At 58.9% G+C, this 23,206-nt stretch carries 19 protein-coding genes and 1 tRNA gene; 8 read left to right on the top strand and 12 right to left on the bottom strand.

Going from position 1 to position 23,206, the window contains the following annotated elements; translation table 11 throughout:
* The 4 genes from HKN06_09330 to HKN06_09315 all read left to right on the top strand — a co-directional run.
* The coding region (locus tag HKN06_09330) for an aminoacyl-tRNA hydrolase (protein ID NNF61513.1) at positions 1-328 on the top strand (328 nt) is incomplete at its 5' end.
* Positions 328-1,419, top strand: a complete 1,092-nt coding sequence (ychF, locus tag HKN06_09325) for a redox-regulated ATPase YchF (GenBank protein NNF61512.1) — start codon at positions 328-330, stop codon at positions 1,417-1,419. The genes HKN06_09330 and ychF, both read left to right, overlap by 1 nt.
* Positions 1,420-1,426: 7 nt before the next feature.
* Entirely contained in the window at positions 1,427-2,494 is a 1,068-nt protein-coding gene (locus tag HKN06_09320; protein ID NNF61511.1) for a mechanosensitive ion channel family protein, read from the top strand.
* 153 nt (positions 2,495-2,647) lie between these two features.
* A tRNA-Met gene (locus tag HKN06_09315) sits at positions 2,648-2,724 on the top strand.
* 93 nt (positions 2,725-2,817) lie between these two features.
* Here the strand turns inward: HKN06_09315 and HKN06_09310 are convergent.
* Positions 2,818-4,419, bottom strand: a complete 1,602-nt coding sequence (locus HKN06_09310; GenBank protein ID NNF61510.1) for a hypothetical protein — start codon at positions 4,417-4,419, stop codon at positions 2,818-2,820.
* A 614-nt stretch (positions 4,420-5,033) separates the two neighbouring features.
* Between HKN06_09310 and HKN06_09305 the strand changes: the two genes are divergently transcribed.
* Positions 5,034-7,505, top strand: coding sequence for a tetratricopeptide repeat protein (locus HKN06_09305; protein ID NNF61509.1), 2,472 nt, complete (start codon positions 5,034-5,036; stop codon positions 7,503-7,505).
* Between the two features lie 16 nt (positions 7,506-7,521).
* On the opposite strand, the gene HKN06_09300 is transcribed toward HKN06_09305, so the two are convergent.
* Both HKN06_09300 and HKN06_09295 read right to left on the bottom strand, forming a co-directional pair.
* A complete protein-coding gene (locus tag HKN06_09300; GenBank protein NNF61508.1) occupies positions 7,522-8,469 on the bottom strand; it encodes a hypothetical protein in 948 nt (315 codons plus the stop codon).
* Positions 8,466-8,936 (bottom strand): hypothetical protein, encoded by a 471-nt coding sequence (locus HKN06_09295; GenBank protein ID NNF61507.1) that lies wholly within the window; start codon positions 8,934-8,936, stop codon positions 8,466-8,468. Before HKN06_09295 ends, HKN06_09300 begins: the two co-directional genes overlap by 4 nt.
* A 157-nt stretch (positions 8,937-9,093) precedes the next feature.
* On the opposite strand from HKN06_09295, the gene HKN06_09290 reads away from it, so the two are divergent.
* Positions 9,094-9,786: a transposase gene (locus HKN06_09290; protein NNF61506.1), complete on the top strand. Its 693-nt coding sequence runs from the start codon at positions 9,094-9,096 to the stop codon at positions 9,784-9,786.
* A 78-nt stretch (positions 9,787-9,864) separates the two neighbouring features.
* Here the strand turns inward: HKN06_09290 and HKN06_09285 are convergent, their stop codons facing one another.
* Positions 9,865-10,449 carry a tRNA-(ms[2]io[6]A)-hydroxylase gene (locus tag HKN06_09285; protein NNF61505.1) on the bottom strand — a complete coding sequence of 195 codons (585 nt, stop codon included), beginning with the start codon at positions 10,447-10,449 and terminating at the stop codon, positions 9,865-9,867.
* On the opposite strand from HKN06_09285, the gene HKN06_09280 reads away from it, so the two are divergent.
* Positions 10,443-11,774 (top strand): hypothetical protein, encoded by a 1,332-nt coding sequence (locus HKN06_09280; GenBank protein ID NNF61504.1) that lies wholly within the window; start codon positions 10,443-10,445, stop codon positions 11,772-11,774. The genes HKN06_09285 and HKN06_09280 overlap by 7 nt on opposite strands.
* Positions 11,775-11,879: 105 nt before the next feature.
* Positions 11,880-12,524 (top strand): DUF480 domain-containing protein, encoded by a 645-nt coding sequence (locus HKN06_09275; GenBank protein NNF61503.1) that lies wholly within the window; start codon positions 11,880-11,882, stop codon positions 12,522-12,524.
* 34 nt (positions 12,525-12,558) lie between these two features.
* On the opposite strand, the gene HKN06_09270 is transcribed toward HKN06_09275, so the two are convergent.
* The 8 genes from HKN06_09270 to HKN06_09235 form a co-directional block, all read right to left on the bottom strand.
* The gene (locus HKN06_09270; GenBank protein NNF61502.1) at positions 12,559-13,179 is read right to left on the bottom strand and encodes a deoxynucleoside kinase; all 621 of its coding nucleotides are present in this window, start codon (positions 13,177-13,179) and stop codon (positions 12,559-12,561) included.
* A 47-nt stretch (positions 13,180-13,226) separates the two neighbouring features.
* Positions 13,227-13,646, bottom strand: a complete 420-nt coding sequence (locus HKN06_09265) for a YjbQ family protein (protein ID NNF61501.1) — start codon at positions 13,644-13,646, stop codon at positions 13,227-13,229.
* Positions 13,646-14,086, bottom strand: a complete 441-nt coding sequence (locus tag HKN06_09260) for a hypothetical protein (GenBank protein ID NNF61500.1) — start codon at positions 14,084-14,086, stop codon at positions 13,646-13,648. The genes HKN06_09265 and HKN06_09260 overlap by 1 nt, the downstream gene beginning before the upstream one ends.
* A 74-nt stretch (positions 14,087-14,160) precedes the next feature.
* The gene (locus tag HKN06_09255) at positions 14,161-18,624 is read right to left on the bottom strand and encodes a serine hydrolase (GenBank protein NNF61499.1); all 4,464 of its coding nucleotides are present in this window, start codon (positions 18,622-18,624) and stop codon (positions 14,161-14,163) included.
* Positions 18,625-18,695: 71 nt separating this feature from the next.
* On the bottom strand, positions 18,696-19,700 hold the full coding sequence (locus HKN06_09250) for a GAF domain-containing protein (protein ID NNF61498.1): 1,005 nt from the start codon (positions 19,698-19,700) through the stop codon (positions 18,696-18,698).
* 216 nt (positions 19,701-19,916) lie between these two features.
* A complete protein-coding gene (locus HKN06_09245; GenBank protein NNF61497.1) occupies positions 19,917-21,533 on the bottom strand; it encodes a hypothetical protein in 1,617 nt (538 codons plus the stop codon).
* A gap of 126 nt (positions 21,534-21,659) precedes the next feature.
* The gene (locus HKN06_09240) at positions 21,660-22,859 is read right to left on the bottom strand and encodes an ABC transporter permease (protein NNF61496.1); all 1,200 of its coding nucleotides are present in this window, start codon (positions 22,857-22,859) and stop codon (positions 21,660-21,662) included.
* On the bottom strand, positions 22,856-23,206 hold a 351-nt coding region (locus HKN06_09235; GenBank protein NNF61495.1), incomplete at its 5' end, for an FtsX-like permease family protein. The genes HKN06_09240 and HKN06_09235, both read right to left, overlap by 4 nt.

The raw sequence follows: 23,206 nt of genomic DNA, 5'->3' as shown, positions 1-23,206 counted from the left end.
AGTGCCGGTTGAGAAAATACTCGTGGTACACGATGAGATCGACCTGCCGCCGGGCAGCGCGCGGCTGAAGCTGGGTGGCGGCCACGGTGGTCACAACGGACTGCGCGATATCGTCGCGCAGATCGGGAGGGATTTTGCCCGCCTGCGCCTTGGCGTAGGACATCCGGGTAACAAGAACGCGGTGACCAACTACGTGCTGCGCAAGCCGTCAATCGACGATGGCCGCATGATTCACGAATCCATTGCCGACGCTGCCGATGTTATGCCGCTGCTGGTGCGTGAGGGTTTTGAAAAAGCGATGACCAAGCTGCACACGGGGAAGGGCTGATGCCGATCCGCTGCGGCATCGTCGGCCTGCCGAATGTTGGTAAATCGACATTGTTCAATGCGCTGACTGCGGCCGAAATCGCTGCCGAGAATTACCCGTTCTGCACGATCGACCCGAACGTCGGCATTGTGCCGGTGCCTGACCCACGGCTTGACCGGATCGCCGCGATTGAAAAACCGCAGAAAATTCTGCCCACCACGGTCGAGTTCGTCGACATCGCCGGGCTGGTGGCGGGCGCATCCAAAGGTGAGGGGCTCGGCAACAAGTTTCTCGCCAACATCCGCGAGACTCATGCCATTGCGCATGTAGTGCGCTGCTTCGAAAACGATGACGTTACCCACGTCGCCGGGCGCGTCGACCCTGAGTCGGATGTAGAAACCATCAACACCGAGCTGGCGCTGGCCGACCTGGCAACGGTGGAGAAAAACCTCGACAAGGCCGAACGCAACGCCAAAACGGGAAAGAAAGAAGATATTGCCTGGCGTGACCTGCTGAAAAAGGTGCACGACACGCTGGCCGAAGGCGTTGCCGTGCGCGCGATGGTGCTGGACGACAATGACCGCACAGCGCTGCGCGAGCTGCACCTGCTGACGGCCAAGCCGGTGCTTTATATCGCCAACGTCGACGAGGACGGTTTCGAGAACAATCCGCGACTGGACCAGCTGCGTGAGATTGCCGCAGCCGAGCGGTCCGGGGTGGTTGCGGTCTGTGCCGCGCTGGAGGCGGAAATCGCCACGCTGGACGAGGCTGACAAGCAGGAGTTTCTCGCCGAACTGGGCATGGCGGAGCCAGGGCTGAACCGGGTTTCCCGGGCGGCGTATAAATTGCTGGGCCTGGAGACCTTCTTTACCGCGGGGCCGAAAGAGGTACGGGCCTGGACGGTGCGTATCGGCTCGACCGCGCCGCAGGCAGCCGGTGAAATACACACCGACTTCGAGCGCGGCTTTATTCGCGCCGAGGTAATCGCGTACGATGACTTTGTCAGCCTCGGTGGCGAGCATGGCGCGAAGGAAGCGGGCCGGCTGCGGCTGGAAGGCAAGGACTATATAGTGGCCGAGGGCGATGTCATTCACTTCCGCTTCAACGTGTGAGCACTGAATGGACGGAATAGCAGAGGTAGTCAGCTGGAACCTGTGGGTTTTTGCCCAGGTTGCCGCTGTGATTGCCGTAGCGCTGGGCCTGAACTGGCTGGTGCGCAAGCGCTACGCCTCGCGCGAGACCATGCAGACGCGCTTGCAGGTACTGCAGGCGACCATCGTGGTGCTGTCGATGCTGGCGCTGATCATCATCGCGCCCATGGGCGACTCGCGCCGCGGCCAGCTATTGAGTTTCTTTGGCATCGTACTCAGCGCCGCCATCGCCCTGTCATCGACAACCGTGCTCGGTAATGCCATGGCCGGGCTGATGCTGCGTTCAATCAGAGGATTCAAGCCCGGCGACTATGTGCAGGTGGGCGAGCATTTCGGCCGCGTCACCGAGATGGACCTGTTACACACCGAGATCCAGACCGAAGCCAGTGACCTGACGACGTTCTCCAATATTTATCTCATTAACAACCCCTACCGGGTGGTGCGCTCGCAGGAAGGCACCATCGTTTCGGTACAGCTGAGCCTGGGCTATGACGTGTCACGCGAAGTGATCGAGGAGTTACTGCTCAAGGCAGTTGCTGATGCAGGTCTGGAAGATGGTTTTGTCCAGGTTGTCGAGCTCGGCGATTTTTCCGTGGTTTATCGCGCTGCCGGCATCCTGCGTCCGGTGAAAGGGCTGATCGCCACGCGTTCGCGGCTGCGCGCGGCAGCGCTCGATGCCCTGCACAGCGGTGGCGTGGAAATTGTATCGCCAAACTTTATGAACACCCGCGCGCTGGATCCTGCGACCAAGGTGATTCCTGCTGCATCCCGGCGCAGGAAAGTGGCGGAGCAGGGTAAATCACCCGATGATGTCGTCTTTGACAAAGCCGAAGAGGCCGAGTCGCTGGAGTCGGTGCGCGAGCGCCACAAGACCCTGCTCGACGGTATCGCCGCCGCCCAGGAGCAGCTGAAGACGGTGACTGCCGAAGAGCAAAAAGCGGCCATAACCAGTCAAATCGAGCAGAGCACGCACAAGGCCGAGCGCCTCATGGCCCTGATCACGGCCCGCGAGGACAAGCTCAGCGCCAAGGGCTGAGTGGCTTGACAGCCCGCCGACACCGCCGGAGAATCGCAATCCCTCTGCGGCGCGACGGCTTGCGACACGGCCTCGTGGGAGCGGCTTCAGCCGCGACTTCGGGTCGATCCTGCGCGATGGGTCGTGGGAGCGGCTTTAGCCGCGAAAAAATATGGCTATGTAGCTCAGTTGGTTAGAGCGGCGCATTCATAATGCGTAGGTCGCTGGTTCAAGTCCAGCCATAGCCACCATCTTAATGGGGTCTTTGCGAGCGGAGCGAAGCAATCTCATCAAACACGCATGATCTGGCAGGTTGCTTCGTCGCTGCGCTCCTCGCAAAGACGTTAGTCAGGCGTACTGATCGTGCCTTCGCCGCAGGTGTCGGATGCGCAGAGAACATCGTCGCCGCCGCTGATGCTCGCGTATGCGCCGCTCGTAAAGTTGTTAAAGCCACCGCTGATTGTGGTCCAATCAGAATTGATCGTGGTGGTGACGTTGAACCGACCACCGGTGATGCTGGACGCGGGCCCAATGACGACATTCTCTTGGCCGCCGCTGACGCTGGCAGCGTCACCTTTGGCGGTGTTGCTACTGCCGCCGCTGACTGTCGCTTGCTCACCTAGCGTTCTGTCGCCACTGCCGGTGTCGCCGGTCACATTGCGGAACCCACCGAGGATCGCCGAATAATTGGAATAGGCTTCGTTGCCAAACAGCGGGTCTGAGAAACCACCCCCAACGACAGCGGACCAGTCCCCGCTGGCGACATTATTACGACCACCCGTAATACTGGCGGAGTTGCCGCTGGTCAGGTTGCCGGCTCCCCCACCAATACTGGAGGTCCCTCCTGCCGCAATGTTCACGCTGCCGCCGCTTACGCTGGAATTACTGGCAATCGCTCTATTGTTGATGCCACCGCTGACGCTTGCGGCAGAACCGCTGGCCGTACCACCCGAGCCGCCGGTCACGCTGGCGACGATTCCGGTGATGTTGTTGTTAACGCCGACCACCAGTCCGCCGTACCGGGTGTAGTTGTGCAGGTAGCCTACGATCACGTTATGCGAGCCGCTCTTATGACTCGAGTCCCACACGCCCCCGGCGTTCCCGCAATCAGTCGCATTGTCGGAGCTGCCAACTGAGCAAATCGGTAGATCAGTGTCCGGCTCGTCGTATCCGACGATGAGATTTCCCTTGCCGTTAGGATTCCCGTCGGTCGTATCGGTGCCATTCACCACCTGCACGTTGACACCATCGAATAGCGCCGTGTCGCCACCGGACAAACTCAGCATGCCATCCAGAGCCAAAACAGTGTTGTCCGCGATGTCGGCGACGGCAGCAATACGCGCGGCTTCCTCGGCATCGACATCAGCGATACGTGCGGCAATCTCCGCATTGTCTGCCGCGATCCGTGCGCTTGTTTCATTACCAAGATCTGTCTGTACCTGCGCTATCGTTGCCAGCGCCGCGTCAAGCTGTGCTTGCAGGTTTGCAATGTCGCCGCTGGAGGCGCCACCGGTCTGACCGACTGTCACGCCGTGAGGGTTGGCCACATCAGATACGTGTAGGGATTGGTCATATGCCGCTGGTCCCTGACCCTGCAGGCTCAGCGCATCATCAGCTTGGTCAGCTTTGAACGAAAAACCCACACTGGTTAGCGGTCTGCGTGGCACCATCTCGCCATCACCGTCGACATCGATGCCGATGAACAGCGGCGTGTCGAATAAACCTGCCGGAAACGGATTAAGTGGATTACCCAGCTCAACAGAGAACAGTCCCTGATCGACTGGCACAGTTCGTGTATCGCTCCACAACGACGACCCACCAACATCGGCGTTGTAGATCGAGAACGTTATCTGTGTGTCAGTGTCTATAGCAGCGCCACTCGGGTCGGTCAGGTAACCCTGATAGTTCAGGCTGGTTGGTACGGCGGCCCAGATGGCTGTAGTCATCAGGCAAGCCAGGAGTACGATAGTCGGGCGCATGGCGATTCCCTCTGCTGCAGGACAGCATTTATTCTTCGGTAGTTCACCTTAAAGAATAGACTGTGGGCAGGACGGATGTAGCCGAATACTGCGTGAGTTTTGCGTGACTCGGTTATGCACCGTTATGCACGGTCAGGAACTGGATGCCGCGGGTGCCCGGATTCGCTGCACACCAACAATTAACTACAAGCGGTGGTGCGCATTAGTAATCGTAGGTTGGCGATTCAAATTCACTCTCCGGCACCATCAAAATTATTTCGAAACCCATGGTCGGCCCAGGGTGCTCGCCACAAACACCAGTAGCAGAGTGACTCCAGTTTTGAGTCCGGCATCCTTAACAATCTTCTCCTCGTCGCTACCGCCAAGGGTATAAATGAGAAGGCGCGCCTTCTTCCACGCTAGCGGTAGCTTTCCGCCAGCGATCCGGCCAATGCTCAAAAAACCGGACGAGTTCAGATTAGGTTGTTGTGTCTGGTGCCGTGTGAAACTCGCATGAAGGTTGTGTGAAGTTTCACTTGACCCTTTAAAATCAGGCACATAGACTGCGAAGAATCATGGTCGAGCGAGCAGAGACCTAGTATATGGATCAGCAGCCAACCAGTGGATGCCTTCAGATAGGGGATCTGGTTCTCGATATAGGGAAGCGTCAGGTCCGCCGTGGGAAAGCGGTCCTTGATCTGCCGCGGCTGTCCTATCAGCTGGTACTGGTATTGGCCAGGGCGGCCCCCAACCTCGTGACGCATGACGAGCTGGTCAAGCTTGTGTGGTCAGGGAAATTCGTCAGCCCGGAGACAGTCACTCAAAGAATCAAGCTGGTTCGCCGGGCACTGGGGGACAATGCCGATTCCCCGCGTTACATCGGTTTGGTCCGGGGCGAGGGCTACAGGATGCTTGCCGAAGTCCGGGAATTATCCGAGCCGGATGACGGTATCGCGCAACACCTATTTGCCGAGTTGGGGCGCCGTCGGGTACTGCAGACGGCTCTAATATACGCTGCTGCTGCCTGGAGCATCACGGAGGTTTTGTCATTTCTTATTGAGGCATTACCGGTTTTTCCGGAAGGATCGAAGTCCTTTGTCGCAATTCTATTCGTCGTTGGCTTTCCCGTTACGATGTTTTTGGCATGGCGCTTCGACATCGGGCCAGGCGGTGTAAGGCGAGCCCAAACCTCCAGCGCGGAAGGTCGGCTCACCATTGTGGCGGCCACAGCCCTGCTCATCGGTGCTACGGCGGGCTTGTTTTACCTTGTCTATCCGAGCGTCGTTGGGCTGGAGGAATCAGGGACAGCTCAGCGTGAAAATCGAGAGCGCCCGGCCAAGAATACGATTGCCGTTATGCCATTTGAGAACGCGAGCCAATACGTCGATGACGACTACATACCCAAGGGGCTGAGCGACGAGCTGCGAGATCAACTTGGCCGAATCGGTGGCATGCGGGTAGCCGCCAGATCTTCCTCTGTGATTTTTCAGAACCAGACACTATCGGCGCCGGAAATCGCAATGCGGCTTGGTGTTGCCCAATTGATCGAAGGAACAGTGAGGCGGCAGGACAATGTCCTTCATATCACGGTGACAGTAATCGATGGCGAGTCTGGATTTGGCGACTGGACCAAGACATTTCGGAAAAGAGACGATGACTTGTTGACCGCCCAACAGGAAATAGCAACAGAAATTGTGGCACTGCTGATGCCAGGTTCTGATCCGTCGTTGGGCAGGTCTACGCTGGCAACCCTTGATGCGTCGGCCAACGAACTGTTGCAACTTGCGCGTATAACGTTTCAAGAGGTCAAAGATCAACCAACGGTAAAAATGGAGCAACTATCGAAAGCCATCGAGCTTTATCGACGAGCAACCGAAGCTGACCCAAATTCAGCTCTGGCACATAGTCGATACGCTGATGCGTTGCTCTATCTGGGGGATATTGAGAGTGCCGGCGCCGCTATAGTAAAAGCGTTGGAGATCAATCCGAATCTTTCTGAGGTTCAAAACACGCTGGCACTGTACCGGTGGATGCGATTTGAGAACGCTGGCGACGCGCACGCGCGTGCAATTGAACTCAATCCGTTCAACGCCGATGCGTTGGCAGCCTATGCAAAATGGTTGTGGCATCAACCCGACACCGATGAGGCTGAAATATATTTTTTACGGGCATTGGATCAGGATCCGGAATCTCTCTTACGTTACGCAGAGCTCGGCAACTTCTACGGTGTTTCCGGGCAAAGAGACAAGGCGCTTGAGATTGCTGCCGATATTCAGGAGCGCTTCAGCAACTCTCCGAAAAAGGCGGTTGCCTTTCTGCACCTGGCGCGAATCCACGAGCTTGTTGGGAATCTTGACGTAGGAATTGCCTGGGCAATGCGCTCAAGAGCTGCAGATCCCGACTATGCGGACGCGCCTTGGATGCTGGCCGAACTGTATGCTCGAATTGGCGACGAGGAAGGCGCCAGGCATTTTGACCCGGACACGTCGTTTATCAACCTGTATTGGTTCAGACGATATCAGGAGATGATCGAGGTTGGCAGTGACCTGGCCCTCGAGAATCCCAATCAGGTTCAAATCTGGTACGGACTGGCGCGGGCGCACCTGGCGCTTGGTGACTACGAGCAGGCAATTTACATACTGGACCGACAAGGCCTGCCCGAGAGAGTCTTTGTTGATACCAGGCGCGCTAACGGCATTGAGACGCTAATGATTTATGCTGACGCGCTAAATGCAAACGGGCAGTTTGAGAAGGCACATGAATTTGCCGAATTTGTTAATGGGATAATGAGCCGCCTCAGGCAGACCGGTTCTCAAAACGCATGGTGGCCAATCATGTATGAGGCCTGTGGGTACTCGATACTGGGAGAGGATAAGTTGGCGCTGGAAACCCTTGAGCGAGTTATGGACAGTCCAGGATTGCTCTGGTACCCGGTCCTGGTTGACTCACCTTGTTTTCGCAAGTTCAAGGATGAGAAAAGATACAAGGCTGTTGTCAACTCGGTCGAGTTGCGGCAGAAAGTTTTGCGTGATCGTCTGCCTGAAACCTTGCAACGCTTCAAAGTTGCGCCTTAGGTGTTTCCGATGTTAATCAAAACGCCCGCGCAAGTGACACGGTAAAGGCGTATTCGAGGATATTCACCTGATCTTCCCAGATCATTTCCATGTAATTTGACGAGATACTGTAGTGGTCATTCAAAGCCCAGTCGAGGCCGATGCCGATATTCCAGTAGTTGTGTTTGAGTGTGCGATCGTGCTGATACCAGTTCTCGTCAGTCAATTCACCAGGGAATCCGGGAAAGCCAGTGGGCACCGAGAGTCCGGATCCTTTCTTCAGAAGGGTGAACAGTCTGCCTGTAATACGCGGTCCGAACTGGTAACCAGTCTCGGCGCGAATATTCCAGTAATTGACGTTTACGCCAAGTGTTTTCTCCACGAAAACATAGCCGATATCGGCTCGATAGGAGGCGTTGGACAGGCCCGGGAACCACATGAAGGACGACCCGACTTGAAGTCGTGTTAATTGCTGACCGATGGCCGCGTTACCATAAAACGGGTACTCGTTACTCGGTACGCCAAGGTAAGCAAATGGTTCAATAGAAAAGGTTCCCTCTCTGACCAGGTATCTCGCACCAATATTCAGGTCCTGAAAACCAGAATTCCAACCTCCAAGATCTACGTTCTCGACAAAAGGTCTCGGCGGATCGAGCAGCAACGGGTCATGGGGCAGCGGGCCGTTGTTGTACCGCTTTCTCACATAAGGGATACCGGCGATGATTGTCAGGCGATCTGAAAGGGCGTACTGGAACTCAAAATTCATAACCTGAGTATCGATCGAACCAATCGGCAGATCGCCAATACTGCTCTCGAAGCCGTCGGTAGAATTGAGCTGGTAAGTTAACGAGAAGTAACCACTACCCTTCCGGAGCCCAACATCTGTTGCGTGGACGTTCGAAGTAAGGCCAATGGTCGCCATTGTCGACAGCGCAATCACCCCGCGCAGCGTGCTTCGTGGCACGCCGCCAGGCTGTTTTTTCATGATTTTTCTTTCAGTGTTTTGTGAATAGTCTTCAAATATTTCAAAACACTATCTTCGTTGGAGAGAGATTGCTGATACTGCTTGCCGGCCTCGGTGACTTCCACGGTCCCGTCCATTGCCACGGGAATGTAGGTCGCACTCGCCACTGACGTCATTTCGTCCTCAACTACGTCCCTTGCGCTGTAGTACGCAAGGACGACATCGATCTTGTGGTTTCGAAGCTCCTCGCTAATTTCTGACGGGTCTGATACGACGTGAACTTCGTGACCGGCAGCTGCCAGTCTCTCAACTAATGCCAATTCCGCTTCGGTATTTGCGACGGCCAGTACGCTTCCTGGAAGAGGGGCGGTGTATTCGCGAAACGCTACGCCTTTGCCGACTCTGAAGAGGCTCTCGCCACAGGCTGATGCGTTGCCAGCGAGCAGTATCAAAATACAGCCCGCGAGGGTCATGGTGGTCTTTTTCATTGCAATCTCCGAACCGAAGTCCTTATGTCGTTATGTTTGAGCATTTGACATACTTGCTCTGGAACTATAGCACAAAAAAATAAACGTAAGTAAATGGGGTCGAACCGCACTTTTTTGGTGCTGGCATGTTCGACAAGGGGCGAGTTCAATAGCGGACATGCCGCGTCAACCCCGCTACTTCATCCCCGGGCTGCCTCAGCATGTCATCCAGCGCGGCGTAGATCGCCAGGCAGTATTCTTCGAAGATTCGGATTACCAGCTTTACCGGAAATCGCTCGGTACCGCTGCCCGCCAGTTTGACTGCCAAATTCATGCCTACGTCTTGATGACCAATCATACTCACTTGCTCATTACGCCCGGTAGCGAACGCTCACTGCCTCATTTGATGCAAGCTTTGGGTCGCACCTATGTCCAGAGAGTAAACAGACAATACAATCGCACCGGCACGCTGTGGCAAGGTCGATACAAGGCTAGCCTGGTGCAGGACAACGCCTATTTGCTGAGTTGCTACCGTTATATCGAGCTCAATCCTGTCCGCGCAGGAATGGTGCGCCTGCCAGGAGATTACCCGCACTCTAGTTACGCGCACAACGCCGTTGGAAAGTACGATAGCCTGATAACCGAACATGCCCGGTATCAGTCATTGGCGACGAATCTGGAAAGCCGGTTCGAGGCTTACCGAAATCTGTTCGCCGACGAATTCGACCCTGAATTACTCACCTATATCAGAGATACCACCAATGCCTGTCGGGTGATGGGCAATAACCGCTTCAAGGATCAAATTGAAGCCATGCTTGGTCGATCGGTTCGTCCAGCAAAGATGGGCAGACCCGGAAAACGCAGCTCATAGAACAGCATCATCCCGGTCCCTGGGAGTTTCAGCACTCGGCTGTCGACGAATGCACCAAAGAAGTGCGGTTCGACCCCTTTAGTGCAATGCAGGCCGCCGGGGCAGGCTTTCCATGATGCGTGATTCTTCTGCCATGAGTTCTTCGCAGCGAGGGTAGACCTGATCCTCTGGATACTCTTTTAGCAGCAAGTGCACAAACAGGTGGCCGTGTTTTATTTCCGCCTTGTGCAGCTCGGAATAAAAGGCTTTTAATTGCGGGTCGGGCAGCGCAGCGGCGAGCAAGCCGAAGCGTTCGGCGCCGCGGCATTCGATGATCGATGCGACCAGCAGCTGATCGATGAACCGCTCGTTGCGAGTGTGACGCATCAGTTTTGTCAGTTCTTTGACATACGGGTCGGGTACGTCGCTGGCCAGCTGCAGCCCGCGCTCCTGCATCAGCTGGTATACCTGCTGAAAATGCTCCAGTTCTTCCAGCGCGACATCGATCAGCCCGGGAATAATTGACGGGCGGTCGGCATATTTCATCACCAGGCTCATCGCCAGTGCCGAGGCTTTGCGCTCACAATTGGCGTGGTCCATCATGAATGCGTCGAAGTCGCCGAGCGGCGCGTCGACCCAGGCCGGATCGGTCGCAACCACCAGATCAATAGATTTACGTGTCATCGAAACCCTCACAAGCCACACCCGGCAGCACTATTCTCGCACAACGTCATGCGCGTGATATCAGGCGTTACTTCGATCGTCACGGCTATGCGGCGCCCCCGGCGCTGTCCGCGCCTGATGCGGATCCTGGCCTCGTCGTGGTAATTCCGGCGCTTGCTGAGCCGGACCTTGTTGCAACGCTGCAGTCGGTTGCGGCGGCGTCGCGTCCGCACTGTGCTGTCGAAATACTGGTTGTTATCAATGCACCCGACGACGCCGGCACCGAGACTCGCCGCATCAACGCCGAATCGCTGCAACAGGCTGAGGCCTGGGCCAGGAACCTGGACGCTGGTCGTTTCGGTTGTCATGTGCTCGATTATCGTGACCTGCCGGCGCAGCAGGCGAGCGTGGGCCTGGCCCGGAAGCTCGGTATGGACGCCGCCCTTGCGCGGCTCGCGGCCAGTCGCGAGGGGAGAGGCCTCATTGTTTCGCTGGATGCCGATTGCCGGGTTGCCTCGAACTACCTCACCGCCATAGCCGGTCACTTCGTCGATCATCCGGGCGACGTCGGCGCGGTGGTCTGTTTCGAGCACCCGCTGGAGGACGCCCCTGGTGCTTCCCGCTCTTCGATTATTGACTACGAGTTGCACCTGCGTTGCTACAGGAATGGCCTGCAGGCGGCCGACTCACCCTATGCTTGTCATACGGTAGGCTCGGCCATGGTTGTACGCTCCGAGATCTATGCGCAGGAGGGCGGCATGAACCGGCGCGCGGCCGGCGAGGATTTTTATTTCATCAACAAGCTGCTTAAACGCGGCTCGGTGGGTGAGATAAACGAGACGACTGTTTTTCCCTCGGCACGTGTTTCCACGCGCGTGCCGTTTGGCACCGGTGCGGCGATGGGGCGAGCACAGACGGAGGCCCAGACTACCTATGCGCCCGCCGCTTATCGCGAGCTGCAGGTGTTTCAGCGTACGCTGCATGCGTCGGTCCGGAACGATCAGCCAATGCCATCAGAATACGAGCCGTTTCTGGACTCGATGGGCTATGCGACGTGGTTGAACAAGACACGCGCCAACGTCGCCAGCATGGACTCGCTGGCAGCGCAGCTGGTGCGCTGGCTGGACGGCTTTCGCACAATGAAATTCATCAACTGGCTGACCGGGTCACGTTACCCGCGTGTCCCGGTTGCAGAGGCTGCTCGTGAAATCATCAGTTGGCACGACCTGAGCGCCGCCGATGACTCGCGCGGCCTGCTGGAGCAACTTCGTGAGCTCGACCGCGAGTCGGACCGGTCAGACCGGCGAGTCGCGGCGTCGAACCATAACGATAACGGCTGTTTTTAGTCCGGAAATGACAGGTCCGGGCGGCGAACGCTGCAAATGGCCGTATACTGCAAACCGGCAGCAACGTAGGGGTTGCTTTAATCAGTTTATCAAGAGGGCGTATTTGTGCTACCTGAACTAAGTGCGGAGGAGGCACGCATCATTGGCTGCCTGATGGAGAAATCCGTCATTACGCCGGATCAGTACCCGTTGACCCTTAATGCGCTGACCAATGCCTGCAATCAAAAGTCTGGTCGCAACCCGGTGATGGCGCTGGAAAAGGCCGTGGTAGAGCGGGCGGTACGCCTTCTGGATGCGCGGCATCTTGTACAAACCGACGAGAACTTCAAAAGCGGCGTAAAAAAATACCGGCAACGCCTGTGCAACACGCGGTTTAGCGAGATCAAGCTGGACCCGGCTCAGTTTGCCGTCGTCTGTGTGCTGCTGCTGCGTGGCCCGCGTACACCCGGCGAGCTGCGAACGAACAGTGGGCGTCTGCATTCGTTCGAAGATAATAATGCTGTCGTTGATACCCTCAACAGCCTGGTTGAGCGTGATGCCGGTCCGATGGTCGTAGAGCTGGCGCGCACGCCGGGGCGCCGGGATTCTGAGTACATGCACCTGCTGTCCGGGCCCGTAAAAGCCGAGGTATCAGCGGGCAAGCCCAGGACGCCGGTCAGCGCTGCCGCTACCGACAGCGTCGATTTGTCCGAGCTCGCCAAACGGGTGAGCGCGCTCGAAGCGGAAGTGGCCGAACTAAAGCGACGGTAACGGGCCTGAAAACCGGGCCGGTATTATTGTTTTCTCAGCCGTCAGCAGCGCCGGCCGCGATGCCTTTTTCCGACAGCGATACAAGAGCCTCGATCTGCTCCATGACATCGAGGCGGTGGATCAGATCGTTGACGTAGTCGATCTTGTCGGTCTCGATCACCAGCACCGGGCTGCGTGCATAGCTTTCCAGCCAGGTCTCGTACAGCCGTTCCAGACGTTTCAGGTATGGCATCGGGATTTCCTGTTCCATTTCACGCCCGCGCAGGCGGATGCGCTTGCGTAGCGTTCGCATGGAGCAGCGCAGGTAAATCATAAGGTCGGGCGGGTTAATCGCGTTCAGTATGGTCTGGTAGAAATTCCAGTAGGTCTGCCAGTCGCGTTCGTCGATATAGCGCATCTCACGCAGCGCGGTCGCAAATATCTGCGCATCCTCGTAAATCGTCCGGTCCTGGATCACCACGCCCGGCATCAGGTCCAGTTCCTGGTGGATACGGAACTTGCTGCTCAAAAAATACATCTGCGAGTTGTAGGCCCACTGCTTCATGTCGTCGTAGAAGTCGGCCAGGTACGGGTTATCTTCGTTGGGCTCGTAATACGGTTCGGCGTCGTAGGTGTTGCTCAAAAACTCCACCAGCGAGGACTTGCCGGTGCCCATGTTGCCGGCGATAGCGATAGCGCGGTGTGATTTCCTCACGGGCGTCGTCAGTCGCCGATTATGACGCCGACCAGCTCCCGGTCGCGTGCGTGGTTGTCAAAGTTGATGGCTACAACCTGTTGCCAGGTGCCCAGCTGCAGCCGGCCATCGATAATGGGCAGTGCAATGCCGGTTTTCAGCAGGGCAGAGCGCAGGTGAGAAAAACCGTTACCGTCATGCCAGCGCTCGTTGTGCTGGTAATCTTCATTGGCCGGCGCAAGGGTATTGAAAGCGCGTTGCAGGTCGGCCAGTGCACCTGATTCGTACTCGATCGTGGTCACGCCTCCGGTGGATCCGACCAGCTGCACCGTAAGCACGCCGGTTTTGATGCCTGAATTGTCTACCCAGGCGGCCAGTTCATCAGTTACATCGGCATGGCCAAACTCGGCTTCGAGAAACCGGGAGGCCCGGTATACGTGTGGCTGCATCAGGTCGGTCCGGCACCAGCCGCTTCGTGACAACCGCGGCAGCTGTCTTCGATACGCGACGCCGCGGCCCGCGCGGCTTCGATGTCGGCGGCAGCTTCGACAGCTTCGGCCGCCATGCGCATTTTCGCCATGTGCGGGCGCCAGGTTTCAGGCATGTTTGGCAGCATCTCGTGGCGTGACAGCCAGTATGCCGGGGTGCCGGCGGCAACCATGTCGCCGGCATCGAGCGCGGCATTGAGGCGTTCGAGCTGCGCTGCATGCATGTGCATGTGACGCACCAGGGGGCCACCCGGATAAGCGATATCTTCGGCCGGCTCCATCGCATCCGACTGTGGTACCTCGGTGTCGGATATTGGTTGTTGCACTGAAGTGTCTTTCTTTTCACAGCCGGTACCAGCGGTCAACACGATCGCCAGGACAAAATATATTGCTAACCTCATATCAAATCCCCGATGAGTTTCGTTCTGTAGTCATTAATGTACAACAACGGACCGCCTGGCGCGGGCCGGCAGCCTTATCGTGACCGTTCACTGACAATTTTCCACTCACTGCCGTTGCGGGTCAGTTCCAGTGTTTTCGTTACGCTGTCGCTGTAGTGATCGGCACGGTAGTCCTGGGTGAAGGTTGCGCGAGCGCGGCCGGCATCCAGCTGCTCCACGGTGATCTCGCCGATACCAACCTCGATAAACTTTGGCCGGGTCAGTCGCTGGCGGCGCTGCGCCTGCCATTGCGTGAAGTTCTGGCCACTGGTTGAGCGAAATTCCGGCGAATAGCTGGCCAGGTAGCCTTCGACATCCTTGCCTGACCAGGCGGCGGCCCAGTTGCTAATTAACTTTTCGATACGCGGGCGAATGTTCCCGGGCGGCGGCGTAGTGACAGTGCGGCTGGTGGACGCCAGCAACTCGACGATGGGCTTGTCTTCCGTCGTATCAGCAAGTGCCATCGCGGCAGTGCTGTCACGCGCGGGTGTAGTGCCGGCAACGGTCGGCTGTGTGGCCGGCTGATCCTCAAGCCGTGCCAGCCTGGTATTTGCGCTGCGCAACTGCCTGTTGGCGTCCCCGAGTGCCTGCCGGCTTACTGCCAGTTCAGCTTCGAGCTCATCAATGCGGCTTTGTCTTTGCGCCAGGGTGGTACCGGTATTTTCTCCGGCCAGCTGTGCCTGGCTCACTAAGGTTTCCAGCTCAGCGATACGCTGGTTTCGCGCCGCCAGCAGCTGAGCGGTTTCCCGTTGAGCTGCGTCTCGCCGGGAAAGTTCGGCACGCAGCTCGCCGACCCGGGTATTGCTGGCACGTAATTCATCGCTGCCCGATTCGCGTTGCTGCTGCGCACCGGCCAGGCTTTGCTGCAGCTCGCCGAGGCGTGATTCGCTGTCAGCCAGTTTCCCGGCCAGCGTCTCGCGTTCGGACCGGGTCTGCTGCAGCTCCTGTTGCAGGCCGGCCAGCCGTGCTGATTCCTGCTGCAGGCGGGTAACCAGTGACGCTTCTGTGGTGCCGGCCCTGGCGACGTTGTCCTGCAGGCTGGCGAACTCGCCGCGGCTGGAGGCCAGCTGTGTTTCGAGTGTCTTTCTTTCGTCCTGCAGCTGCGCCAGGTTGCTTTGCGCCTGCGCCAGTTGTTGCCGGGTAGCCGTGAGCCGGGCAACCGTGGTCTCGCTCGCCGTCTCGGCCTGCGCCAGTTCTGCGCTCAGTTTGTCGGCACGGCCGGTGACTGCTGCAAGATCACTTTCCAGCTGTGTAATACGGGTAGTACTCGCTGCCAGTTTGTCCGCGTCTGCGCTGCGCGCGGCACGTGCGCCGGCGAGCGTTTCCTGCAATTCAGCCTGCTGCGCGCTGCCGGCGGCCAGTTTTTCGGCATCTGACTTTCGGCTGGCGCGGGCGTCTGCCAGGGTGGCCTGCAGTTCATCCAGTCGCGCACGACTGCCTGCAAGTTCGGTGTTGGCCAGCTGACTGGCTTTCTGCGCCTCGTCGAGATTCTGTTGCAGTGTTGCGATACGTCTCGATCGCTGATCAAGTTCGGTGGATGCGGCTTCGCCGGCAGTACGTTCCTGCGCCAGCTGTTCTGCCAGTTGTGCGGCGCGCTTGTCACTACTGACCAGCTCAGCACTGGTTTTTTCTGTGTCAGCGCGCGCACTGCTTACGGCAGCTTCCAGTGACGCAATACGCTGTCCGGCCTGGTCGAGCTCAGCAGACAGCGTCTGGCCTGTTTCGGTTATCTGTGCCAGTCGCGATTCCAGCTGTATAGCCTGTTCACGGCTGGTGGTCAGCTCGGCCTGCAGCTGTTGCCGCTGCTCCTGCTCATTATCGATCGCGCTGCGCAGCGCCGTCGTCTGCTCGATACTGTCAGCCAGCTCATCGAGGCTGGCCTGGCGCGCTGCCCGCACCGTGGCCAGCGTGCCCTGCAGCTTGCCAGCCAGTGACTGCGTTGAGGCCAGTTCTCCGCTAACCGACTGCAATTGTCGTGCGTTATCAGCTGCCTGATCCTGCGCAGCGCCCAGCGAATCTTCCAGAGTGGCAACCCGGGCCTGGCTTGCGGCCAGGGACTCGCTGGTGGATTCGTTCTGTGCGGTGGATTGTTCGAGCTGCGCCTGCAGCTTGCCGGCCTGCGAACGGCTTGCGCGGAGCTGGTCGCGAACGGTATCGGCGTCGCCGCGCACCTGCGCCAGAGTTGTTTCCAGCTGTTGCGATTGTTGTTGCTGTTCCGCCAGCGAGGCAGCCAGCTGACGACTCTGTGTCGTCGCGGCGGCCAGTTCGTCCTGCAGTCCTGCAAGGCGCTGTTTGTCGGCCTTTGCCTGTTGCGTCAATGCGTCACGCTGTGCGGTCGTTGCCGCCAGCTCCTGCTCGAACCGGTTCAGCTTTTCGCCGCGTGCAGCATGGTCGATCAGCAGTCGCTCCAGCTCGTTGTCGAGTGCCACATTGGCGGCCTGCATCGTGCCCATCGAGTCCTTCAGCGTGCTCAGTTGAGAGCGGCTTTCCTGCAGATCGGTCAGCACGAACTGGCGATCGGTCTGGGCGCCGGCCAGCGCGTTTTCCAGTTCGGCGGCGCGTGATTGTTCCGCCTGGTATTTCTGCTGTATTTCTTCGAGCCTGGCAGACGCGGTGCGCTCCGCAGTGACTGCCTGCTCGGCGTTATTCTGCGCCGTCGCGATTTGGGCCTGCAGTGCCTGCAGCTGTTGTGCTGTCGTTTGTTGCTCCTGTTGCGCCTGGGTCAGTTGCTGGCTGACTGCATCAAGTTCGCGACGACCGGTCTGCACTTCGGTCAGCAGGGACTGCTTGTCTGACTGCAAACTCGAGAATTGCTGTTCCAGCTTCGCGATCTGGGTGCCACGTGTGGCCAGCTCGGTCAGCAGCTCTTCGCTGCGCGTGGACGAACTGGTCAGGCCGGCCTCGAGCTGCCTGACCTGCGCCAGCTTGGCGCCGAGATTGTCTTCGAGTGCAGTTCCACGCGCCACAGACTGGTCCAGCGACTGCTGCAACTGGCTGGAGCGGTCACCTTGTTCTGCCAGTGCTGCCTGCAGGCTTACCACATCGGCATGGGCGCGCTGTGCTGCATCGCGACTACGCTGCAGCCTGGCCTGCAGCTGTGCAATCTCGTCACGGCTGGCTGCCAGTGCTTTCTCTGCCTGCTGTTTTTCAGCGACTGCCTCCAGCAGCAGGTTGGCTGGCTGCGCTGCTGCCTGCATGTCCGATGCCGGAGCCTGTTGCCCGGTCATCGACAGGTTGTCGATATAGTCGGAATGTATCCAGCCCTCGACATCTTCCACCGAGCCGTGCAGCCAGACCCCGTCACGCCTGTCGATCAGTACCTCGCTGCCATTCGTCAGCAGTTTCAGGCGACGGCCGCTGGTGCTGGGGACTGCGCGCAGGTTGACGTTGGCGATAGTGGTGGCCGCAATCACCGCGGGCGGCATCGACGGATCGGTGAGGCTGCCAATGACGCCATAACGCAGCAGGTCGAACAGTTCTGTCTCCCACTCACGGCCCTTCGATACAAGTGTCGACGTCACTACGATTACGGTATTGAGTTCTGGCGAGACCACGATGTACTGGCCGCCGAAGCCGACGGCAGCAAAGCTGCCAGCACCGAGCGGCTGTGACCACCACAGGAAGCCATAGTCCCCGTAAGTGTCCTGGTCGCCGGAAGTGCTCGGTGCGATTGAGGCATCGACCCACCAGTGGGGTACCAGCTGGCGGTTCTGCCAGCGTCCGCCATCGAGGTGCAACTGGCCAAACTTCGCCATGTCGCGCGGCGTGATTGACAGGTTATTACCACCGAGGTGCACGCCGTTCGGATCGGTGTCCCAGCCATAGATGGTTATGCCCATCGGGCCGAACAACTCGCGTTCAGCAAAAGCCCGCGTGCTCATGCCGGTGTTGGTCGCAAGAATCGCCGACAGCAGGTGGCTGTTGGCGGTGCTGTAGTTGTATTGCTCACCCGGCGCTGATTGCAACGGGCGGCGCAAGGTGTCACGTATCCAGTCGCGGCTGACAACCCAGGCGTTGTAGGAGTCATAGCTGGCTGACTCCAGACCCGAGGTCATGGTAAGCAGGTGGCGCACGGTGATGCGACGCTTGACCGGATCATCGAGGTACTGGCGCGCCTGTGGCAGCAGTTCGACGATAGGCTGGTCGAGACCGAAATGCCCATTGGCGATGGCTATACCGACCAGCGCCGAGATGACGCTTTTCGAAGCCGACTTGATGTTATGCGGCTTGCTGCGCGTGCCTTCGCGCCAGTAACGCTCTTCGACCAGGTAGCCATTACGCAGCAGCAGGAATCCGTACACGCCGTCCATCGCGCCGATACGGTCGATCGCCTGCCCGAGCGCGCCGCCGTCGAAACCCATGACGGCAGGAGTGGCGCTGTACCACCGCCCGTGCCACTGGCTGTCCGGCGCGGTCCATTGCGCCAACGCAGGCGCGCCGAGGCCGACGAGCAGAATAATGGCAAGACTATGAACAGTTTTTGCGAAGCTGGGCTGCACCTGCCGGCCCCCGGATAAACCCCAAGGGCGCAGTTTACCAGCCGCGCGCGTGGCCCGCGCTCTGCCCGGGTCTAGCCTGCCGGGTCCTGTTTTTTCGCCACCAGGCGGGTCAGCAGGCGCCTGCCAATCGGTTGTTGTTCTTTGCGTAACTTCAGGTCAATAACCGGGCCGGCCAGCGGCGCGAGTGCCTCGCACAGTTCGCCGATGCCGGGACCAAAGCTGGTGTTGCCATGACGTTCGAGCGTGAGCGCGCCGTAGCACTCGCCATGCAGCACCAGGGGCACCGTCATCACGTTTGCGTCGCCGAGCTGCTGGCTTAGCTGTGCATGCGGCCGGTCCTGGGCAATTGAATTGCTGCGACATGGATAGGTGATGTTCTGGCGACGTCGCGTCGCGGCCAGCATGGCGGCCGCCAGGGCATCGACGTACTCCTCGGTTTCTTCGAGCTTGTCATTGGCCGAGATAGCGATGACGCTCATTCGGCCGCGGGTCAGCCGTCCCAGGCTGACGCGGTCACAACCGGTACGGCTGGCAAGCTCACCGACCATGGCATGCAGCGCAATATTGGCCGGCTCGGCATGGAGACAGGTTGCCAGGACATCCAGCACAATGGCCAGGCGGTTTGCCGTGGCCTCTGCCTCGGACGTCCTTTGCGGCGGCTTGCCGTTGATGATCGCGTAAAGGTCTTTGCGTTGCTGGCTTTTCAATCCATCGGCTTCGACTACAAGTACGCCAAGAAACTGTTCCTTGTGGAAGATCGGCATGGCAATGCGATCGAGCTTGCGACCCGTCTCGCTGCGCAGACGGCGCGCTTCACTGCGCCCCTCAAAGCCGACCGGAGCCATCTCCAGCATGTCGTCACTGCCGGCAAATCCCTGCGGCCAGGTCGCAACAACGCGGAAGTCCTTTTTCTTTGCATCACCGACGACGGCAATGGCGCGGCAAACACCCGGCAGGGCAAGTGCGTGAGCCGGCAGCCATTTGCGGATCGAGTTTTCCACCTGGATCGCCCACGCCGCGTCGTCCATCGACTGGTCTGAGGGGGTCTGCTCAGCGGGCTGTACGCTCGTGTTCACGTCGGGTTAATTATCTCGGGCCGTGCCGGTTTGCGTCAGCGTACCGGGGTGGCGGCGGGGCTGCCGTGATACTGGTCACACGGGTGGCTTATGTAACACGCCACGGCGAGACGCAGATTCGGCGCTTGACCGGATGCCGGCCGAATCGGAGGCATTCCAACCGCTGCGAGATACCATCGAGCGGCCAACCAGGACAAGCGTACTGTTTCGCCCGTGTCAGCGAGCGCTGGCCTGTGCAGCCTTGCCGAAGCTGCCGGTCTTTGATCGCAGCAAGCTATCAAACCGCGGGTCTTTACGCAGCGGACCCAGGTCCGGATCGTTTGCGACCCAGTCACTGAATGCCAGTCCGGCCTGGTCGACTTTACTCAGGCTTTGCAGCGCTGCATCGAAGTTGTGAGCCTGGGTGTAAAAACACGCGGCGTTGTAATGCACCAGCGCGTCATCCGGCTGCAGCTCTATTGCCTTTTCGATCCATCGCTGTCCCTGGTCTGACTCGCCGAGCTCTAGCAGCGCGAGCGCGCCGAGGTACATGGCGCGTACATCATCCGGGTGCAACATCAGGTGTACGCCTGCTGCCTCGAGCCCGCTTTTTGCTGCGCGGTGGGCCAGTGTCACGTTGCCCAGCATGCGGTAGATTGAAAGCGCCAGCAGCGGCGCCTGATAATCCGCGGGTCTGCGTGATGCGGCTTGTTCAAAGAGAGCGGCGGCCTGCTGCAGTTGGCCTTTCAACTGGTAGCACCGGGCCTGGTAATAAACTGCAAGGAAGTGGTTTGGATTGACCTCCAGCGCCCTGCGGAAAGCAATTACTGCATCGGAATACTGGCGGCTGATCATCAGGGCCATGCCGTGCGCAGCTCTGCTTGCCGCAGAGTCCGGGGTGAGCTGCAATGCTTTTTCGGCCGCTTTGCCAGCCTGAACACGATGATCCTCGGTGTTCTTGTCGTATACGCTCAGGAAAGTATGCGCCTCTGCCAGGCCGGCCCAGGCGCGCGAGAAACCAGGGTCCAGGTCAAGAGCTTTGCCAAACAACCCAACGGCAAACTTTGTGTCTTGTGTCGAAAACCGATTGAGGAAATAGCGGCCCTGCAGATAATAGTCGTACGCCTGGATGTCTGCGGTGCTGGCCGGTTCCGGTATGACCAGGCCGGCATCACTCAATGATTGACACAGTTGACTCACGATATCACGCGCCAGTTCTGCCTGAACTGCCAGTACCTCGCTCAATTGCCGATCATAAGTCCTGGCCCAGGTATGAAAACCATTCTTTGTGTCAATCAGCTGAGCAGTGATGCGCAGTTTGTCTTCGTCTTTGCGGATACTGCCTTCGAGGATTGATTCCACACCGAGTGCCGCGCCGATTTCTCGAATATCGTGTATCTCAGCGTCAAATCTGAACGACGAAGTCCTGGAAGGTACTTGCAGGCACTTTACTGCGCACAGCAGGCTCAGGATTTCCTCGGCAATACCTTCGCAGAAGTAACGCTGGTCCTGTTCCGGGCTCATGTCAGCAAATGGCAGCACAGCGACTGACCGAACGTCGGTGTCCCGTCTCGCGCTGTCGCGCGCCGCACCGGGTTGGGTGTCATGAGGGTCGCGCTGGACCCCCTCTGGCGTGACCTCAAAAATCCAGGCGAGAATGACCGCAACCGGGAATCCGATAATGGCGAACACGATCAGAAGGGTTAGCGACCAGGCCGGCAGCTGCAGCGGCTCGAACGTAACTTCAGCAACCTGCACAAACAGCCACATGACCACCATATAGCCGATAGCAACGCGGAAAACCTTGCGCCGCATGAGCTCGTGCGCAATCTGCCTGAGACGGAACCGAGCCATCGTAACCTCCTCGGATAGAGGGTCCCGCCCCACCCGAAAGCACACCTGATATTAGGCTAGCACTATGCATTGCCGGATGTTGTAAGCACTTACCGCAGCCGGTTCCAGCGACGGGGCGGGGCATAATCAGCCTTCGCGCAAGGCCTCAAGTGGCTCGAGGTGGGCGGCACGCTGCGCTGGCAGTACGCCGGCGGCCAGGCCAATTGCAATGGCAACGACTTCGGCGACGATAACGAATTCCACCGGCGTGTGTACCGGCAGCGCCGGCATGGCCGCGTGCAGCAGCCAGGCGCCGCCGGCACCGATCACCAGCCCGGCGAATCCGCCGATGGCTGACAGCAGCACGGCCTCGCCGAGAAACAGGCCAAGCACCTGGTTGCGGCGGGCACCGAGTGAGCGTAGGAGGCCGATTTCCGGCGTGCGCTCGCCGACCGCAATCGTCATGATGGTCAGAATGCCAACGCCGCCGACCAGCAGAGAGATACCGCCGAGGGCGCCCACCGCAAACGTCAGCACGTCGAGGATGGAGCCGAGTACATCCATCATCTGTTCCTGTGTGGTGATGGTGAAATCCTCGCCGCCATGGCGGGCAATGAGAATGCGTTTTACAGACGCGACAACTTCGTCGACCGGCGCTCCGTCCTGGTAGAGGATGTCTATTTCCATCAGGCTTTCGCGATTGAACAGTTCCAGCGCGCGGTTGACGGGGATGTACACCGTGTCGTCCAGGTCAAAACCAAGTACCTGGCCCTTGGCTTCCATCACGCCGATTACCCGGTAGCGATCGCCGCCGACGCGGATACGCGCGCCGAGCGCATTGGCGTTGCCGAACAGCTCATCGCGCAGCTTCGAGCCCAGTACGGCAAATGCCCGTGGCGCCCGCGGGTCGTCTTCGGGCAGGAAATTGCCCATTCCGATGTTGAAGCTGAACGTCTCGGGAAAAGCCGGGCCAACGCCGTAGACTGTCGTGCGACGCGCGCGCTTGTTGCCTTCCACTTCGGCGTTGCCCTGCGTTAGCGCGACGACGCTGCGCACATAGGGTGCACGTTCCAGTGCGGTTGCATCCTCGATCGACAGCGGGCGTACCGTGCCGAATACCCCGATCGAGCCGCCGAACGTAGTCGCCTTGCCGGGATTGATTGCGACTATGCTGGTGCCAAACTGGGTGAATTCCTGCAGCACGAAGCGGTGTATACCCTCGCCAATCGAGGTGAGCAGGACGACTGCGCCGATACCGATCGCGATACCCAGCGTCGTCAGGCCGGAGCGCAGCCGGTGAGAGAACACCGAGCCGCTGGTCAGCCGCAGGAAGTCGCGTGTCCTCATCGGCCCGCCAGGGCAATAACCGGATCGAGCCGGGCCGCCCGCCGTGCCGGCAGGCTGCCAAACACCAGCCCGGAGACAACGGCAACAACGACGGCTGCCACCATGGCCCACCACGGCGCGCCGACCGGCAGGGTAGGATAAAGCTTTCCAATCAATGCACTACCAAATAAACCTATTGCCAATCCTATGGCAGCGCCGAGCAAAGACAGCATTACGGCCTCGGTCAGGAACAGCCCGATAATCTGCCGTCGCGGGGCGCCGATCGCCTTGAGCAGGCCGATCTCAGCGGTGCGCTGGCTGACCGCCACCAGCATGACGTTCATGATCAATACGCCGGCAACGGCCAG

The organism is Gammaproteobacteria bacterium (assembly GCA_013003425.1).
Taxonomy (GTDB): Bacteria; Pseudomonadota; Gammaproteobacteria; order Steroidobacterales; family JABDKV01; genus JABDJB01.
Note: the sequence above shows the minus strand (reverse complement) of the source record. Positions and strands in the feature narration are given on the sequence as shown.